The 18,717-nt window shown below is 41.8% G+C and carries 17 protein-coding genes; 12 read left to right on the plus strand and 5 right to left on the minus strand.

Annotated elements, in window-relative coordinates:
• Positions 1–341 precede the first annotated feature (341 nt).
• Positions 342–3,911, plus strand: coding sequence for a putative Ig domain-containing protein (locus LOC50_RS01575; protein WP_250653497.1), 3,570 nt, complete (start codon positions 342–344; stop codon positions 3,909–3,911).
• A gap of 908 nt (positions 3,912–4,819) precedes the next feature.
• Entirely contained in the window at positions 4,820–5,311 is a 492-nt protein-coding gene (rfaH, locus tag LOC50_RS01580; RefSeq protein ID WP_250653498.1) for a transcription/translation regulatory transformer protein RfaH, read from the plus strand.
• A 597-nt stretch (positions 5,312–5,908) separates the two neighbouring features.
• Here rfaH and LOC50_RS01585 read toward each other — a convergent pair.
• Both LOC50_RS01585 and LOC50_RS01590 read right to left on the minus strand, forming a co-directional pair.
• Positions 5,909–7,291, minus strand: coding sequence for an MBL fold metallo-hydrolase RNA specificity domain-containing protein (locus tag LOC50_RS01585; RefSeq protein ID WP_250653499.1), 1,383 nt, complete (start codon positions 7,289–7,291; stop codon positions 5,909–5,911).
• 299 nt (positions 7,292–7,590) lie between these two features.
• Positions 7,591–8,514: a manganese-dependent inorganic pyrophosphatase gene (locus tag LOC50_RS01590; RefSeq protein ID WP_055013427.1), complete on the minus strand. Its 924-nt coding sequence runs from the start codon at positions 8,512–8,514 to the stop codon at positions 7,591–7,593.
• A gap of 117 nt (positions 8,515–8,631) precedes the next feature.
• On the opposite strand from LOC50_RS01590, the gene LOC50_RS01595 reads away from it, so the two are divergent.
• The 10 genes from LOC50_RS01595 to LOC50_RS01640 all read left to right on the plus strand — a co-directional run bounded on the left by LOC50_RS01595 (position 8,632) and on the right by LOC50_RS01640 (position 16,139).
• A complete protein-coding gene (locus LOC50_RS01595) occupies positions 8,632–9,132 on the plus strand; it encodes a hypothetical protein (RefSeq protein ID WP_250653500.1) in 501 nt (166 codons plus the stop codon).
• Positions 9,133–9,145: 13 nt separating this feature from the next.
• Positions 9,146–9,955 carry a bifunctional DNA-formamidopyrimidine glycosylase/DNA-(apurinic or apyrimidinic site) lyase gene (gene mutM / locus LOC50_RS01600; RefSeq protein ID WP_214553028.1) on the plus strand — a complete coding sequence of 270 codons (810 nt, stop codon included), beginning with the start codon at positions 9,146–9,148 and terminating at the stop codon, positions 9,953–9,955.
• A 542-nt stretch (positions 9,956–10,497) separates the two neighbouring features.
• Positions 10,498–10,926, plus strand: coding sequence for a 50S ribosomal protein L13 (rplM, locus tag LOC50_RS01605; RefSeq protein ID WP_002957960.1), 429 nt, complete (start codon positions 10,498–10,500; stop codon positions 10,924–10,926).
• Positions 10,927–10,934: 8 nt separating this feature from the next.
• Positions 10,935–11,327: a 30S ribosomal protein S9 gene (rpsI, locus tag LOC50_RS01610; RefSeq protein WP_024600778.1), complete on the plus strand. Its 393-nt coding sequence runs from the start codon at positions 10,935–10,937 to the stop codon at positions 11,325–11,327.
• A 177-nt stretch (positions 11,328–11,504) separates the two neighbouring features.
• Positions 11,505–11,849 (plus strand): four helix bundle protein, encoded by a 345-nt coding sequence (locus LOC50_RS01615; RefSeq protein WP_058154141.1) that lies wholly within the window; start codon positions 11,505–11,507, stop codon positions 11,847–11,849.
• A gap of 551 nt (positions 11,850–12,400) precedes the next feature.
• Positions 12,401–12,991: a ubiquinol-cytochrome c reductase iron-sulfur subunit gene (petA, locus tag LOC50_RS01620; RefSeq protein WP_008110867.1), complete on the plus strand. Its 591-nt coding sequence runs from the start codon at positions 12,401–12,403 to the stop codon at positions 12,989–12,991.
• The gene (locus LOC50_RS01625; RefSeq protein ID WP_008110864.1) at positions 12,991–14,256 is read left to right on the plus strand and encodes a cytochrome b; all 1,266 of its coding nucleotides are present in this window, start codon (positions 12,991–12,993) and stop codon (positions 14,254–14,256) included. The genes petA and LOC50_RS01625 overlap by 1 nt, the downstream gene beginning before the upstream one ends.
• Entirely contained in the window at positions 14,253–14,996 is a 744-nt protein-coding gene (locus tag LOC50_RS01630; protein ID WP_250653501.1) for a cytochrome c1, read from the plus strand. Before LOC50_RS01625 ends, LOC50_RS01630 begins: the two co-directional genes overlap by 4 nt.
• Positions 14,997–15,075: 79 nt before the next feature.
• A complete protein-coding gene (gene sspA, locus LOC50_RS01635; protein WP_008110861.1) occupies positions 15,076–15,702 on the plus strand; it encodes a stringent starvation protein SspA in 627 nt (208 codons plus the stop codon).
• Positions 15,702–16,139, plus strand: a complete 438-nt coding sequence (locus tag LOC50_RS01640) for a ClpXP protease specificity-enhancing factor (RefSeq protein WP_250653502.1) — start codon at positions 15,702–15,704, stop codon at positions 16,137–16,139. The genes sspA and LOC50_RS01640 overlap by 1 nt, the downstream gene beginning before the upstream one ends.
• An 894-nt stretch (positions 16,140–17,033) precedes the next feature.
• Here the strand turns inward: LOC50_RS01640 and dolP are convergent.
• The 3 genes from dolP to LOC50_RS01655 form a co-directional block, all read right to left on the minus strand.
• The gene (gene dolP, locus LOC50_RS01645; protein WP_138623825.1) at positions 17,034–17,600 is read right to left on the minus strand and encodes a division/outer membrane stress-associated lipid-binding lipoprotein; all 567 of its coding nucleotides are present in this window, start codon (positions 17,598–17,600) and stop codon (positions 17,034–17,036) included.
• Positions 17,593–18,186, minus strand: a complete 594-nt coding sequence (locus LOC50_RS01650; protein WP_008110721.1) for an SIS domain-containing protein — start codon at positions 18,184–18,186, stop codon at positions 17,593–17,595. Before LOC50_RS01650 ends, dolP begins: the two co-directional genes overlap by 8 nt.
• 152 nt (positions 18,187–18,338) lie before the next feature.
• Positions 18,339–18,710: a YraN family protein gene (locus tag LOC50_RS01655; protein WP_036981301.1), complete on the minus strand. Its 372-nt coding sequence runs from the start codon at positions 18,708–18,710 to the stop codon at positions 18,339–18,341.
• Positions 18,711–18,717 lie beyond the last annotated feature (7 nt).

The raw sequence follows: 18,717 nt of genomic DNA on the forward strand, positions 1-18,717 counted from the left end.
TTCTCTCCAGCTTTGAACACCCAATTGCATTAACTTTGATCGCTTATTCTCATTAAGCTTTGATCATTAAAATCACTTAGTCGCTTCAGGCTTCAACCGCATTATCATGATAATGCGGTTGCTGAATTTTTTTGCCACGATTAAAAAGCGAATAATTAAGTGTAATAGATACCCACACGATAAGATGCGTAGCCCAAGCCAACCTCAAAAACTAAATATTCTGTCGACGCTTGCTGTAAAAAGTATACTGATATATCCTAATCAGGCTCCAAGATGTTAAATAAAAGTTAACTGCATGTTTTTATTTAGGGGTGTTTCATTATTGATAAAAGGGAATATTTATGGAATGTAATAAAGTTACTTTCGCGTCAACTTGCTTAGCTTATAGTCTTTTAGTCACTTCGGCCAACGCACAGACCAATCAACAAGCTTATAGTGAAGAGTTTTATTCTTCTTCACCCACTATTCAAAAACAACAATTCAGTAAACAAAACCAAGTTCAGGCAGAGGCACAGGAAGGTATAATCACCTTTTCAGAGTTTGCTACAAACACTTACATAACAGACCAGTATGCTGATAAAGGAATTATTTTCTCTGGAGATACACCATTTATCACTTCAGATAGTGCTAACCCAACTACTCCGGTGTTATCGGGCTATCCAAGATTTAATGGTGCTATTGAGGGGCATTTTGTCGACCCGGCGGATCCAAGTAGAACCTTAACAGTAAATACGTTTGCCCTTGATGCAGGTTATTTTGATGACCTCAGCTCAACAGCTATTTCTTGGTATAACGAAAATGGCGAGCTTCTAGGTAAGCGTTTTGATTCCATCTATGGTATTGAGCGTTTTGAAATTAGTGGTGAGAACATTGCTAGCTTCCGTATTGCAATAGAAACAGAAGAGCGCGCCGGTTTTGCTATTGACAATGTCTGGTTCAACCAAGCGCAATCTCTTTTTAATTTTGAGTTTGAAACCGATAAAGTTTATCAAAAACGTGGCGCCAAGGTTTCAAATACCTTTACTGTGTATTTTCGTGATCTAGTTGCTAAAAGTGGTGGTGCATTAGAGGATATTTGTTCTCAGCACAGCTTTATCGTTCAAGATAGTAACCAGCAGTTACCAGGGGAATGTTCAGTTGACGCTGCTAAGAAGGCTTTTAAAGTAGACTTCACCCTGAATAATGCACCTTATGTGCTTAAAGATGCCAGCATGTCTATTTGTTTAGCTGAGCAGTGTGAAGTTATAAAGGATTTAAACAATTTGAGTGTTTATGGTACTTCATTTAATGTTGACCAACATGGTTATGCCTTTAAAAATGGTGGTTGGAGTGATGCCATGTTAGCTGACGGAGGCATTGCTTGCTGGGTGTTAGGAAACTGTTCACTCGAGCAACTTGAAGTGCATGGTACCTTACTTAATGTTGCTGATGGTATCACGCCTATTTTACCTGAACATCGTAGAGATGAAGCCTATGAAATTGTCGGTAAATATGACGGCATTGATAAAAGTGTTCGAGAAAATCGCAGTTTCGGCGGAGTGTGCTATGGATTAGCCACTTCAGCGGCGAGTAACTTTAATAACAGCGCACAAGCATCAGCTTGGGGTAGCTCAATTGTTGAGGGTAGCTCTGCGCAAACAATTACCGCACTCTATAATGACCATTGGCAATACCGTGAAACGCAAACACCAAAACCGTTACCTAAAGACGTGAGTCAATATATTGCAACGAACAATAATGATATTGTGCAAAGTATGGCGCAAATTGCTTATTACTTTGTTACCCAAGGCGCATACTCGGGGAGCGGAGCAAATAGTGGCGCCGGTAGTGCCAGTTTCTCACGTTTTAGCAATGTTGAGCAGCTAAGTAGCTATTATGCTAAACATTTCACTAATGATAAAGCATCCCCACTGGTGTTCTACTTCACTGTAAAAGGTGGTCATGCCATCGTGGCAACCCAACTAATTAAATATAACAACACTACCGTACTTGTAACGCATGATAATAACTTTCCAAGCAGTTATAGCCAATTAGAATTTACTGGCGATGCGTTAAGCACTATCCCGCATTTTGTCGTTGACTTCAAAAAAACAGGCACAGTGCAAAGCCAATACGGTGATTTTGTGGCGTACAACCCGTATGCTAACAGTGGTTCAATGACCAGATTTGCTAGTGTTACTAATGATGAGTTACAGCTTCATAGCACTGCACAAGAAGCACAAAATGCATTTTATTTGAATGCTAGTAAGGAAGGTGTTACTGAGCAAAATGTAAAAGGAAATAGTAATAAAGCGGCTATTACTATGAACTCTTTAGTTCATACGCAGGTCGTCGTGCAGGGTGCTCGTATTGTTTCGGTGAAAAACAAGCAAACTGACGAACCAGCTCGTTTAATGCCTTTATCTGAGCAAATGGCACAAGATGTAAGCTATGTCAGTCGCTCACTTATGTCTGAAAAGCTTTACTTGTCTCGCGCAAGTGAGTTTGAAGTAGAAATTGAACGTTATAAGCAATTCCCCAATGCTAGAGTCTTTGTAAAACGCACAACAGAAAGTGGCACACTAGAAGTCATAAACTACGAAGAAATAACTAGCGATGAGCGTTTTGTTATTAAAGTTAATAGTGATGTGCGCGCAGTTATCGACAATACCATTGTTGAGCCCACATATAGTGGTGAAACCGCTGTGGCCGTTCAGGCTATAAGCTATTTGCAAGCCAGCTCAAACGGTAGCGATGTTCAACTTACATGGACATTACCTAACTTGCCAAATATTGCTGAAGTGATCACTGTAAGAAGCACAGATGATTTCCCTGTAAGTCCAAATGATGGCCTGAAGATTTGTAGTGAAGTTGCTAACGAATGTAATGATACTTCGGCATCTAGAGATACGATTTACTACTATAGTGTTTTTGTCATAACAGACGATGATCAAATCAGCACTGCTGAAAGTGTGGTAATTAATACACACCAAGCAAGCCTTATTGGATTTGTTTCTGCTAACAGCCATGCAGTAGCTAATGTAGATTTATCACTCTTCACGGCTGAAGGTATACAGGTTGATTTAGTTAACACCACTTTAAGCGATCTTGCCGGACGATTTGCCTTTAACGGTTTGCCTTTAGGTTTATATCGTTTAGACGTTTCAGGCGAAAATGTTGAAGCTCAATCTTTTGATATTACAATCGATAGTAAGCAAGTAATGTTTGATGTCGTCGTTGACATAGTACCAAGTATTTTAATCAACACTGAAAACGTTGTCTTTAATGGTGAAAACTTAAGAGTTTCTTGGGATGTTGCAGGACTAGACCAAAATGATGAGCTAAATGTCAAACTAGTTCATGCTAGTGGTCAATTAAATCTTGCAACTGAATTGGCTGCTCAAGCTGGTCAGATAATTTGGCCTGTCGATATTGCCGAGCAAACGGTAACAGTAGTGGTTGAGCTAGCTAATGACGAAACTGTTAATGCGAGTGCCCAAGTTGTTGTTATTCAAAAGAACAGGGCGCCCGTAGTCAACATAGCAATTCCAGATCAGGAAGCACAATCGGGTCTTGCGTATAGCTTTACCTTTGATGCGCAAACTTTTACTGATGCTGATGAAGGCGATGAGCTGACTTATTCTGCAACATTAGAAGATGGTACAGAGTTGCCAAGCTGGTTGAGTTTTGAAGCAGACACTAGAACTTTTTCAGGTACGCCTGGTGATGCACATATTGGTACGGTAACTATTGCCGTATCTGTTACCGATGGTGAAATTTCACAGCCTGTAACAGAACAATTTAACATTAATGTAGTGGCTGCACCTGTTGTTGAAAAACCCGTTGAAGACTCTAGTGATAGTGGTAGCTTAGGCTGGTTCAGTTTAATTTTAATTGTATTCGCTTTTACCCGCAGATTAGTTAATCGATGATCTAAATACGGTTATCACTGTTATATAACGATTTCTGTCACGTTTTGAAATAGGTGACAGTTTTAATGAAAGGCTTGGGGCGAAAGTTCCAAGTCTTTTTTATGCACTTGATTAGGTGTTTTGTAAACGTTTAACTGACGAAATAAAGGGGCAAATCGCTGGGAGAAAATAAAACAATGCATCAATAAATTATGCGGTAAAACCTTAAGCAAAAACTCTATTTTGAGCACAAAATTTCACGACAGATAACCAATGAAAATGACATTTTAGTGTTTGAAGATTTAACGTTAAAGGGGGCCGAATTTTAATGGCGGCATGGTTGCCGATTTAGGTGGTCATGTTTATTCAATCTCTCAAGCGATGGTTTGCCGCGCCTGCCTCATAAAGCTTCACTTACATAATATGAATATTTATCGTATCCGTCATACCTTATTGAGTTAGGCCATTAAAAACGGTCATCATGTACAAACATTGATATTTTACATAAGTGACATTGGGGCTTTTACGCATAAACACCACACTATACCTATCAATCGACTTCACCCGTAAAACCAGTTCACTGGTTTGTAATGCTCACTCCTACCGCGATCACTTTTCAATTTGTTTTATTGAAGGGATCTAACATTCAATAAAAAGTCACACTTTTCTCTTGTGTTTCCCCTTGAAAAACTCCGATACGTTACGAGCGACGAGTTACGCGCCTAAACCCTAAACCCTAATACTGACGCGGGGTGAACCCGCTGCTACAGGCATAAAAAACCTTGCGATGCGTATGTTAACCGCAAGGTTTTTAAATTTCTCGAACCTAACTATCTACCTCGCATCAAGTCTGTGAGTAGTTTACAATAGTGCGTTCGGTTAGATAAATGCTGACGATTGCTCGTTAAGCTAAGGTTACAGGATATAGTATGGAAAATTGGTATTTAGTTATGTGTAAGCCACGACAAGAGGAAAGGGCAAAAGCTAATTTAACCAACCAAGGGATTGAGGCATTTTACCCCAAATTAACAACAGAAAAGCTCATTAAAGGTCGTCGCACTGTTAAGCAGTTAGCTTTGTTTCCTAATTACTTATTTGTTCGCCTTGAATTAAAAAGCGGTAACTTTTCTGCTGTAAAAAATACCCGCGGTATAGGTGGGTTTGTGTCTTATGGTGCGAGTTATCAAGTGGTACCCATAAGTTTAATTGAACAATTACAAAGTGAATGTTCACAAACTGTTGAGTCAACGATGCCAAAAGCGGGTGATGTAGTGAGCGTTAATAACGATTCTTTTCAAGGTATTCAAGCAATTTACAAAGAGCCCAGTGGCGACATGCGCAGTATTTTATTAATTAACTTACTTAACAAACAAATAGAAATGAGCGTAGATAATAAAGATATTGAATCACAACAATGGTAACGGGTAACGGGTAACGGGTAACGGGTAACGGGTAACGGGTAACGGGTAACGGGTAACGGGTGACGGGTAACGAGCAACGGGTGACGGGCTGCGAGAAGCGGGTTAAGGTTGATTGGTGTAGCAGCGGGTTAAGATTGACTGGTGTAGCAGCGGATTTATTCCGCGTCTGGTTAAAGACAAAGGTGCTAGGTATTGGGTTTTAGGTAGAGATTAAGCCAAGCTCGGTGTTTGGGTTCACGGCAGCGGGCGACGGGCTGCGAGAAGCGGGTTAAGATTGACTGGTGTAGCAGCGGATTTATTCCGCGTCTGGTTAAAGACAAAGGTGCTAGGTATTGGGTTTTAGGTAGAGATTAAGCCAAGCTCGGTGTTTGGGTTCACGGCAGCGGGTAACGGGTAACAGGTAGCGGGCAACGGGTGACGGGTGACGGGCTTAATACCTAAAACCTAAAACCTAATAACGACGCGGGATGAACCCGCTGCTACGGATATAAAAACCTTGCGATATTAACCTTAAGGTTTTTAAATACCTCGAACCTCGAACCTCGAACCTCGAACCTCGAACCTCGAACCTCGAACCTCGAACCTCGAACCTCGAACCTATCCCTTCCCAATTTCAACTTTTACATCATCTCCCAATATTTCCCTGTATTTTGCTGCGAGTGCATTTTTAGCGTCATCATCGCCGTGGACTATTTTTATATGGCGGGGCTTTTTGCGCATACCGGTTACAAATTTGATGAGACCTGCTTGATCGGCGTGAGCACTGTAGCCGCTTATGGTGTGTATTTTGGCGTTTATATTAATGCGGGTATTATTAATAACTACATAGCCATTTTTTGGGCCATAGGTTTGTATGTCGCGACCTAATGTGCCGCGTCCTTGGTAACCTACAAAGAGTACGTCGGTGGTTTTGTCGGTTAAAAAGCGCTCTAGGTAGTTAACTATTCGCCCACCGGTGCACATACCGCTTGCTGCTAAAATAATGGCAGGTGTTTGACGGGTGGCTAAGTAATTTATTAACGCTAAGTGCTCACTATGGGTATTTATTGTAGTGAGGTTTTCAAAGTCGAGTGGGTGGCGGCCTTTGGCTACTTTTTGTTTTGCCTCTTCATCCCATAAATATTTAAACCTTCGGTACTGTTGAGTAAAGTTAGCCGCCATGGGGGAGTCGAGTATTACTTGTATTGTGCGCCAAGGTGAATTTTTTGTAGAGGCATGAATTAGCTGTTCAAGTTCGTATAACAGCTCTTGTGTGCGGCCAATACTAAAGGCAGGTACAAGTACTACGCCGTTGTCGGCAACAGCGCGTTCAATCACAGATTTTAAGGTTTGCGTACGTTGTTTTCGCCCTTGATGGTTTTTATCTCCATAGGTTGACTCAATAACTAAAGTATCTGCTTTATAGGGGGCTTTAGGGGCGGGTAGTAAAGGCGTATAGGGCGCGCCTAAATCACCTGAAAAAACCACTCTATGAATATTGCTCGCTTTATAAGGAGGCGTGCTTATATCTATTTCTACATAAGCGGAGCCTAAAATATGCCCTGCTCGTTGAAGTCGGGCTTTGGCTGTGTGCTCCCCATTACAAGGAAGATCAAACCAGGTTTTAAAATCGATTTCGACAACTTGCTGTTTAAGTAGCCTTAAGCAGGTGTCTATTATTTTTTGATCTCGCGTGACGCCCACTTTTAATGCATCTTCAATGACTAACGGCAGTAAACTTGCTGATGCAATAGAGGTAAATATTGGTCCTTTAAATCCAGCCATTAATAAATAGGGAATGCGGCCAACATGATCAATATGGCAATGAGTAACAATAAGCGCGCGAACTGTGTCTATATTAAATTCAATGCTTAGATCATCTACAGAATCTTCTCCTTGAAACAATCCGCAATCAATTAGAAAAGAGCTTTGATCGTTTATTATCAGCTGGTGGCATGAGCCTGTTACGCCATTGACTGCTCCATGGTGAAGTATTTGCATTTTATGTCCTTATGTTTTGGCTGCGGGCTGCGGGTTACGGCTTGAAGCTCGAGCCTAGCACTTAGAGCCTAACGCCTTTATTTTATAAGTAAATATAGCAGGTATTTTAATGTAGGTGGGGCTTTATACCGTAACGGACGGGCCAAGAGCTGCGGACAGAGAGCCTAGCACCTAGCACCTTGAGCCTAATACCTGACGCGGGGTGAACCCGCTGCTACAGGTATAAAAAAACCTTGCGATGTTAACCGCAAGGTTTTTAAGTTTCTCGAACCTCGAACCTCGAACCTCGAACCTCGAACCTAGCCCTTAAAAGCGTCTTGTAGTGGTGGTACTACTTGCTTTTTGCGGCTCAATACGCCGTCTAGCCATACTTTACCGTCTTCTGGCTTTTCACCATAGGCTTGCTCAACAAGGCTGGCATCGTCTGATGCAATCAGCATTTGTGAGCCTTCTTTCATAATGTCGGTTAGTAGTAAAAATACTGAATGACGACCGCCTTCTTCTTTAAGCTTGGCGATGTCGGCTTCAAGGTCGGCTTTAATCTCGTCAAATACCGCAAGGTCAATAACTTCTAACTGACCAATGCCAACAAGGTTACCGTTCATGTTAAAGTCTTTAAAATCACGCATTACTAAGTCACGTACTGGCGTATCTTCAACGGCTGATTTAACACGGAACATGTCCATGCCTAGTTCTTTAAAGTCTTCAATGCCTGCAATTTCTGCAAGCGCTTCAACACATTTAATATCGGCTGTGGTACAGGTTGGCGATTTAAAAATAACCGTGTCGCTTAAAATGGCGCAAAGCATAATGCCGGCAATGTCTTTAGGGATCTCTACGTTATAAAAATCGTACATCATCTTAATAATGGTGTTTGAACAACCAACAGGGCGGATCCAACACTCAAGCGGAGTTGATGAAGTTAAATCACCTAATTTATGGTGATCAACCACGCCAACAACGCGAGCCTGATCAATATCGTCAGGCGCTTGGGTTTTCTCTGTGTGGTCGACAATATAAACGTCTTCGCCAGCGTAGCTAAGTTTTAGCTCAGGTGCTTCAAAACCGAATTTATCTAAAATAAATTGTGTTTCAGGTGACACTTCGCCTAGGCGAGTTGGGATTGCTGGCTCATCAATTTGGTTTTTTAAATACGCCAGTGCAATTGCACCACATATTGAATCTGAATCTGGGATTTTATGGCCCACTACATACATTGACATGACTAAACTCCTTAAAATTTGCCGATATTCTAGCAAAGTCTTTGGGTTTTAACATATAGACAGTGTAATTAAGTTTTGGTTACACTTTAAATCGATATTATTAATTGGAAGACCCACATGCAACTCGGCCGCAAAGGTTGGAACAATGTTATTATTTTTTCGATGTTGATTATGATCTTCTTTTTAAATGGACTGCATAAAAACATAGGGAATGATGAAACACAGGCGCAATTGCAGCCACTACTTCCTGTGCAAAGTTTTGTATTAACACTTAAATTTAGCGACCAAAAAATTGAGCGTATTGGCACTAGTTGGCGTACTACTGCTTTGCAAAAAAATGTACCGCTTAGTTGGCAAGGCTCAGAGCAGCAACTTAGTGAGCTTGTTTATTTATGGCAAAATACCGCGCTGATGACCACTACCACACCTGATGCGCTTGATATGAATAAGCCACTATCGGCAGCCACGCTTGAACTCGCCGGTGAGCCCCTACCTTGGGTGTACTTATTATATGAAGCAAATGGTCAGTATTATCTGCTCGATAAAACCAGTCAGCGACTAATGTTGCTTGATTTAAGCACTGCTAAGCAATTATTTCCTAGTTTTACCTTTTCATAAGTGAGTATTATAAATGCCTGAATTACCAGAAGTAGAAGTTAGCCGCATGGGCATTACCCCTCATGTGCTAAACCAAGTTGTGACTAAGGTAAACATTCATAATGCCAGTATGCGCTGGCCTGTACCCGATGAGGTATACCAACTTGAGGGGTTGGTGGTTAGCAGTATTGAACGCCGCGCAAAATACTTGCTATTAGAATGTGAGCTTGGGGCGGCTATATTGCACTTAGGGATGTCAGGGAACTTGCGCGTTGTAAATAAAACCGAGCCACTTAAAAAACACGACCATGTTGAGTTTATTTTAGCGAACGACAAAGCACTGCGTTTGAACGATCCGCGCCGCTTTGGTTGTTGTTTATGGCAAGCACCCAATGAAGAGCACAAGCTACTAGCTAAATTAGGCCCCGAGCCACTTACTGATGACTTTTTTGCTAAACGTGTTTATGAGCAATCTCGCAATAAAAAAGTGCCCGTTAAACAGTTTATTATGAATAACGCCGTGGTGGTGGGGGTTGGTAATATTTATGCTAACGAATCATTATTTAAAGCAGGTATCGATCCGCGAAAAGAAGCCGGTAAGGTAAGCCTTAAGCGCTACCAAGCGTTAATCCCAATTATAAAAGACACCTTAGCCGCTGCAATTACCCAAGGCGGCACAACGTTAAAAGACTTTGCCCAAAGTGACGGTAAGCCTGGCTACTTTGCGCAGCAGCTATTAGTGTATGGCCGAAAAGGCCTGCCCTGTGTAAATTGCGAGAGCGAACTAACCGAAATTCGCCTAGGTCAACGCAGCACCATTTTTTGTGAGGTGTGTCAGAAATAATAAAGGTTAAAGGTTAAAGGTTAAAGGTTAAAGGTTAAAGGTTAAAGGTTAAAGGTTAAAGGTTAAAGGTTAAAGGTTAAAGGTTAAAGGTTAAAGGTTAAAGGTTAAAGGTTAAAGGTTAAAGGTTAAAGGTTAAAGTTCACGGGCAACGGGCAACGGGCAACGGGCCCTAACACCTTGAGCCAAATACTGACGCGGGGTGAACCCGCTGCTACAGGTATAAAAAAACCTTGCGATGTTAACCGCAAGGTTTTTAAATACCCCGAACCCCGAACCCCGAACCCCGAACCCCGAACCCCGAACCCCGAACCCCGAACCCCGAACCCAAACTTTTCTTGAGGAAAAAACAACCGGCCGGTAGCAATGTGATTTAAGTGCTGGTATACTCCCGCGTCTGCCACGTTGCGTTCTATGTCCTCATATAGTTTAGCCACTTGTGAGCGGCGCAAAAGTCTAAAACTCGAAGGGGTTGTAGCAAACTTAGAGCGGTAGTTAAACATAACTACCTGTGGTTTTAATTGAAAAACATTGGATTTTTATAAATGAAAACGTTTGTTGCTAAACCAGAAACAGTAAAACGTGACTGGTACGTAGTTGACGCTGAAGGTAAAACTTTAGGTCGCATCGCTACTGAAATCGCTCATCGCCTACGCGGTAAGCATAAAGCTGAGTACACACCGCACGTAGATACTGGTGATTACATCATCGTTATTAACGCTGAGAAAGTTACTGTTACTGGTAACAAATTCAAAGACAAAGTGTACTATGCTCACTCTGGTTTCCCAGGTGGTCTTAAGTCTACTACTTTTGATAAACTTCAAGCTGCAAAGCCTGAAATGATCATCGAAAAAGCTGTTAAAGGCATGTTGCCACGTGGTCCTTTAGGCCGCGCTATGTACCGTAAACTTAAAGTTTACGCGGGTACTGAGCACAATCATGCTGCACAACAGCCTCAGGTTCTAGACATTTAAGGAGCACTATCATGGCAAATCAATACTACGGTACAGGTCGTCGTAAAAGTTCAAGTGCTCGCGTATTCTTACGCCCAGGCACTGGTAACATCGTAATCAACAAGCGCTCTTTAGAAGAGTACTTTGGTCGCGAAACAGCACGCATGGTTGTTCGTCAAGCTCTTGAGCTTGTAGACATGACTGAAAAGTTTGACTTACACATCACCGTTGCCGGTGGTGGTACTACTGGTCAAGCTGGTGCTATCCGTCACGGTATCACTCGTGCACTTATGGAGTTTGACGAGTCACTACGTCCACAACTTCGTAAAGCAGGTTTCGTTACTCGTGATGCACGTAAAGTTGAACGTAAGAAAGTGGGTCTTAAGAAAGCGCGTAAGCGTCCACAGTTCTCAAAACGTTAATTTTTACGTTATCAAGAATTCAAAAACCCAGCTTATGCTGGGTTTTTTGTTTTTAGATAATGAGTTTCGAGTAACGGGCTACGAGAACCGAGCTGCGAAAGAGATTAAGTTCCGTGCGTTAAATTATATGTTTACTATAATTTATGATGAATGCGGGATTAAGGCTAAGGAGTGGTTGTGAGGTATGAAAGTTTAGATGTATGGAAAAAGTCTTTCTCATTAAGTTTGTTTGTATACCAAACCTTTGCTGCTTTGAGGGATTTCGGCTTAAAAGATCAAATGTGTCGAAGCGCAGTTTCAGTGCCTAGCAATATTGCAGAGGGTTATGAGCGTTACTCTGATAAAGAAAGAGCTTATTTTCTTTCTGTGGCTAAAGGGTCTGTCGGTGAATTAAAAACTCAGCTAATGATTGCTTTTGAGTTAGGTCACATTAATTATGAACAAACAGAATACGCTTTAAATGAGTGTGAGAGTATTGGGAAAATGCTTGGTAAATTGATTTCTATGATTAAAAATGCATGATAACCCCGAACCCCGAACCCCGAACCCCGAACCCCGAACCCCGAACCCCGAACCCCGAACCCCGAACCCCGAACCTTTTCCCCTTACGACTAATGTCGATATTAGCTTGATCAGAATCGGCAAAGTATGCGTATTTATTGAGCGAAAGCTTGAAAATGACCGACTAACGCAAAAAAAGTTAAATAATTATCGCAATTAGTTTAAATCCATCAGTTAATTGGTGAATTTTTTTGCTACAATTGGCGGGCAAATAAAGTGAATGAGTTTAATGTCGCCAAATTCAGTGGTTACTGTACTTAGTTGGTGAGATTGTACTTGTTTACAAATTGTTTTTACGGAAGCGATACTATAGTCATTTGGTTTCATACTCGAGCTTACTTAATCAACTATTTGAGCAAGTCAGGATTATTCGAGCAGGAGGCTGTGAATAACCTTGTTTTAAACAAGGGTTTTAATTATGATCGTTTCTCTTTTAAAATTCGAAAAATTAACCTGCTGTAACTGATGTTCTCAATATAGCAAGTGTTGAGAATCATAGTGGAGATAAGTGGATGAGCAATGCGCCTGTAGACAATGGCCGACGTCGCTTTTTAACCATAGCTACCTCTGTTGTTGGTGGTGTTGGTGCGGCTGGGGCTGCTGTTCCTTTTATTGCGTCTTGGAATCCAAGTGAGCGAGCTAAATCTGCGGGTGCGCCTGTAGAAGTAGATATCAGCAAACTTGAGCCAGGACAATTAATACGTGTCGAGTGGCGTGGTAAACCTGTATGGGTTGTATCACGGACCCCAAAAATGCTTGAGCAGATGAAAGAACATGAAGGTCAACTTCGTGATCCGCAATCGCAAGAGCCACAACAATTAGAATCATCAACCAATGATTTCCGTTCATTACGCCCAGAGATTTTTGTCGCTGTAGGTATTTGTACGCATTTGGGTTGTTCACCTAGCTTTTTACAAGGTGGCTTTGGTGAGAAAGTGGAAGGGACTGATGACGGTTTTTACTGTCCATGTCACGGTTCTAAGTTTGATATGGCCGGCCGTGTATTTCAATCGGTACCTGCACCATTAAATTTAGAAGTTCCACCATATACTTTTCTTGATGAGACCACTATTTTAGTGGGCGAAGAACAAGGGGTGGCCTAATGTTTGGAAAAATTGTTGAGTGGATAGACGACCGTATCCCAATGACACGTGTTTGGAACATGCACATTGCACAGTATCCAGCACCAAAAAACTTTAACTTCTGGTACTTCTTTGGCTCACTCGCTATGTTAGTACTAGTTAACCAAATCCTTACCGGTATTTGGTTAACTATGAACTATGTACCATCTGCTGAAGGTGCGTTTGCATCAGTAGAATACATCATGCGTGATGTAGAGTACGGTTGGTTATTACGTTATTTGCATTCAACGGGTGCATCTGCGTTCTTCATCGTTGTTTACATGCACATGTTCCGTGGCATGATCTACGGTTCTTACCAAAAACCACGTGAATTACTGTGGTTATTCGGTATGTTTATTTTCCTAGCCCTAATGGCTGAAGCGTTCATGGGTTACTTATTACCATGGGGTCAAATGTCGTTTTGGGGTGCACAGGTAATCATTTCACTGTTCGGCGCTATTCCGGTAATTGGTGATGATTTAACACTGTGGATTCGTGGTGACTATGTAATTTCAGGTGCAACGCTTAACCGCTTCTTTGCATTACACGTAATAGCATTACCACTGGTTATTGTTATCTTAGTATTTTTACACATTGTTGCATTGCACGAAGTGGGTTCTAACAACCCTGACGGTATTGATAACAAACGTAAAAAAGGAACCGTGGCTGAAGAAGACAAGCCTAAATTTAAGTTCCATGAATACTACACAGATAAAAAAGACATTATTGATGCGATTCCGTTCCACCCTTATTACACAGTAAAAGATATTGTGGGTGTGGTTGGCTTCTTAATCTTGTTCTGTTGGGTGGTGTTCTTTATGCCTGCAATGGGTGGTTTCTTCCTAGAAGCGCCAAACTTTGAACCGGCAAACCCACTTAAAACACCAGCGCATATTTTCCCTGTTTGGTACTTTACGCCGTTTTATGCAATCTTACGTGCAATCCCTGACAAGCTAATGGGTGTTGCTGCAATGGGTGCATCAATTGTTGTATTAGCATTATTACCTTGGATTGACCGTGGTTCGGTTCGTTCAGTTCGTTACCGTTGTGGTTTCCACAAATGGAACATTGCAGGTTTTGTTGTTACTTTCGTTCTTTTAGGTTGGGTTGGTGCTACACCACAAACTGATTTTAAAACGCTTGTATCGCAAATCTGTACTGTGACTTACTTTATGTTCTTCGTACTGTTATTCGTTTACAGTAAGAATGAAAAAACTAAGCCATTGCCTGAGAGGTTAACGAAATGATGAAAAAGCTACTAATAGGTTTATTTGCTTTATCAGTAAACGTGTTACCTGCAATGGCTGCAGGCCCGTCAGTTCCTCTAATGGAAGCGGGTAACGATATATCTGATCAACCTTCTTTGCAACGTGGCGCAAAGTTGTTCATGAATTACTGTCTTGGTTGTCACCAAATGCAGTATCAACGTTATGAACGTACTTTCCGCGATATTGGTATTCCAACAGAGATTGGTCAAGAGCAACTTATTTTTGATGGTTCAAAAGTAGGTAGTCATATCAATAATGCTATGGCTAAAGAAGATGCTGCAAAATGGTTTGGTGCGGCTCCGCCGGATCTAACAAATGTTGCGCGTGTGCGTGGCAGTGATTGGATTTACACCTATTTAAAATCGTTTTACAAAGATGAATCTCGTCCGTTTGGCGTAAATAATACGTTATTCCCATCGGTGGGTATGCCACATGTTCTTCAAGAGTTGCAAGGTGTTCCTACTGCAGTTACTGAAGAAGTAACAGTAGATGGTGTAACAACCACTCATATTACTGGTACAAAAACAGATGGTACGGGCGAATTAAGTGTAGATGAATATGACCAAGCAGTTCGTGATTTAACGAATTTCCTAGAGTATGTAGGCGAACCTACACGTCTCGAGTCGGAAGCGCTAGGTATTAAGGTACTTGGATTCTTAGTGATTCTATTTATCTTGGCATTTATGCTTAAGAAAGAATACTGGAGAGATGTTCATTAAGTTTGAACATATTTAAAGGTAATTTTGCAATAGGGGCTTAAGCCCCTATTGCTGTTTTAGTTATTTAATGGAGGTAGGCATGGCCGTAGCTGCCAATAAGCGCCCTGTAATGACCCTTTTTTCTGGTGCTAACTGTATGTATAGCCACCAAGTACGCATTGTACTTGCTGAAAAAGGTGTAAGTGTAGATATTCATATGGCTGAAAAGGATAACCTGCCAGAAGCACTTCACGAAATTAACCCTTACGGCACAGTGCCAACACTGATTGACCGTGAGCTTGGTTTATATCAGGCAAACATCATCATGGAATACCTTGATGAACGTTTTCCTCATCCTCCACTAATGCCTGTATATCCGGTCATGCGTGGTCGTAGTCGATTAATGATGCACCGTATTGATACTGATTGGTACAGCCTAGCTGAAAAAATCATTAACAACACTTCTGATGCCGCGCAAGCGCGTAAAGAGCTTACCGAAGCATTACTTGCAATAGCACCCATCTTTAGTGAAGCGCCTTACTTTATGAGTGAAGAGTTTAGCTTAGTTGATTGCTACTTAGCTCCACTGTTATGGCGTTTACCAGAGTTTGGTATTGAGCTTAATGGTGCAGGCTCTAAAGAACTTAAAGAGTATATGATCCGTTTATTTGAACGTGAATCGTTCCAAGCTTCTTTAACTGAAGCAGAGCGTGAGATCCGTTTATAATGACTTCTAATCGTCCTTATTTACTACGCGCTTTTTTTGATTGGATTGTTGATAACGAATGCACGCCACACTTAGTGGTTAATGCTGACTTTCCTGCAGTGCAAGTGCCAACACAGTTTGTTCAAGATGGCCAAATTGTATTGAACATAAGCCCTTCGGCGGTTACGCAGTTTTCGTTAGATAATACTCAGCTTAGCTTTAACGCGCGCTTTGGCGGCCAGCCAATGCAAGTGTACGTGCCTTTAGGGGCTGTACTTGCAATATATGCACGTGAAAATGGCGAAGGCACAGTCTTTACTGCAGATGAGTTTTTAGAGGACGAAGACGATTTTGCTCCAGAGCTTGAAAGTGTCGATTCATCACCTGAACTAGTTGATGAAACGCCAGCTCCCAAGCCTGAAAAGAAAAAAGGCTCTCATTTACGCGTTATAAAATAGCCCGTAAATGTTAGAAAAAAACCGCTTAAGAAGCGGTTTTTTTATGTCTGTATGAAAATATTAGGCTAAAGGCGAAAGGTGAAAGGTGAAAGGTGAAAGGTGAAAGTTCACGGGCGACGGGCTGCGAGAAGCGGGTTAAGATTGACTGGTGTAGCAGCGGGTTTATCCCGCGTCTGGTTAAAGACAAAGGTTCTAGATATAAGGTAGAGATTAAGCCAAGCACGGTGTTTGGGTTCACGGAAACGGGCGACGGGCTGCGAGAAGCGGGTTAAGGTTGACTGGTGTAGCAGCGGGTTTATCCCGCGTCTGGTTAAAGACAAAGGTTCTAGGTTCGAGGTATTAGGTATTAGGTAGAGATTAAGCCAAGCACGGTGTTTGGGTTCACGGCAGCGGGTGACGGGCGGCGAGAAGCGGGTTAAGATTGGCTGGTGTAGCAGCGGATTTATTCCGCGTCTGGTTAAAGACAAAGGTTCTAGGTTCTAGGTGCTAGGTTCTAGGTATTAGGTATTAGGTAGAGATTAAGCCAAGCACGGTGTTTGGGTTCACGGCAGCGGGCGACGGGCTGCGAGAAGCGGGTTAAGGTTGACTGGTGTAGCAGCGGGTTTATCCCGCATCTGGTTAAAGGCAAAGGTGCTAGGTTCTAGGTTTTAGGTAGAGATTAAGCCAAGCACGGTGTTTGGGTTCACGGCAGCGGGCGACGGGTGACGGGTGACGGGCTTAATACTAAAACCTAATAACGACGCGGGGTGAACCCGCTGCTACAGGTATAAAAAAACCTTGCGATATTAACCGCAAGGTTTTTAAATTTCTCGAACCTCGAACCTCGAACCTCGAACCTCGAACCTCGAACCTCGAACCTCGAACCTCGAACCTCGAACCTCGAACCTGAGACTTTTACAAATACTCAAACACTTTAACTACCCGCTCTACGCCAGAGATGTTGCGAGCTATATTTACAGCTTGGTTTGCTTCAGCGTCAGATACTAGCCCCATTAAGTATACTTCGGCATTTTCAGTCACTACTTTTATATTATTACTGCTGATGTTTTCAGCCGCTAAAAGCTGCGCTTTTACTTTTGAGGTTAACCATGAGTCGTGTGTTTGCGTGGTAATACCAATATTAGAGCCAATGCGTAGCTGGTTGTGAATTTTGCGAATACCAGATAGGTTCTCAATGGCTTTAAACGCTTGGTTTTTCATTTCTTGGTTAGGAACTTGCCCTACCATTAAAACCACGCCATTTACGCTTATAACGCTGATATGAGCAAACTTATTAAGGCGTTCATCTTCGCTAATAGCAATGCTGGCTTTTATTTCAATGTTGTTGTCGTCTATTTGCGAGCCAATGGTTCGTCTATCGTTTGCTGCAGTAACAGCACTGGCTGTACCGGCCACTACAGCAGCAGCACAACCTTGTAATAACACAACGGTGCCTAAAATAATCAGGGAGCGTTTAAACATAATTTTCGTCCTGCGGGAAAAGGGTTAAATCTACCAATTCACTTAAACAGTGAAGGTTCACTAAATGCGATTCAATAATGCGACTCGGGCGCTTAGACGGCGTACGAATTTCTACATCGTTATGGCCAAGCAGGCCAACGAGTTCACCGCCATCATCACCTACCATTACTATGACCTTCATATCTTTGGTTAGTGCCGCTTCTACAGCAGAAATTATGTGTTTTTCATTACCATTAATGGCAAGTACCAATAATAAGTCACCTTGCTGAGCAAAGGCACGTACTTGGCGCGCAAAGGTATCGTGGTCATCTATTTGATTGCCTTGACCTAGGTTAATATTTTCTTGCGAGAGAGCGATTGCAGGTAAGCAAGGGCGTTCTGTTTCGTAAAAATTTACCAGTACGCCTGCCATGTGTTGCGCCAACATGTGGCAATTTGCAGTACCGCAGCATATCAATTTATTACCATTGATCAGGCTTTGTGCAATGGTGAATGCCGCTGACTCCAATGCGCTAGGAAGTACTTCACCTGCTGCAATTTGAACTTGAATACTTTCTTTAAAAATTTCTTTTATTGTGTCTTGCATGGATTACCAACAATTAATATCTAATTCTGTGTGAGCTCACACCCGCTTTATTAAGGATGATTATTTTTTAGAAGCAGCTTGTTAATTTTTAACTACGCATTTTGCAATTTAGCTGTTGTAATAATTGCTCACTCATTTGTATGTGCTCGGTATTAAAATACGTTTTTTAGCCAGTTTATGTGTAGTGATGGCTCGCCTGTTATAGCAACATAATCAATACGTAATGGCTGATTTTTTAAATTTTTAGCCGCGAGGTAATGATAAATAGTTCGTCTTAATTTTGCTTGCTTTTGCGGGCTTAAAGCATAATTAGCGCCGCCTTTTATATTATTTTTACGAAACTTAACCTCAACAAACACTAAGGTGTGACCGTCTTTCATAATGACATCAAGTTCGCCATAGGGGCAGTAATAATTACGCTCAATGGCTTTTAAGCCTTGTGCTTCTAAATACTTTTGCGCTTGGCGCTCATAATACTGGCCTTTTTCACGACTATTTTGCCACAGCTGTTTAAACCACGACATGTCGACC

It is taken from the genome of Pseudoalteromonas sp. SCSIO 43095, from assembly GCF_023650455.1.
GTDB lineage: Bacteria > Pseudomonadota > Gammaproteobacteria > Enterobacterales > Alteromonadaceae > Pseudoalteromonas > Pseudoalteromonas tetraodonis.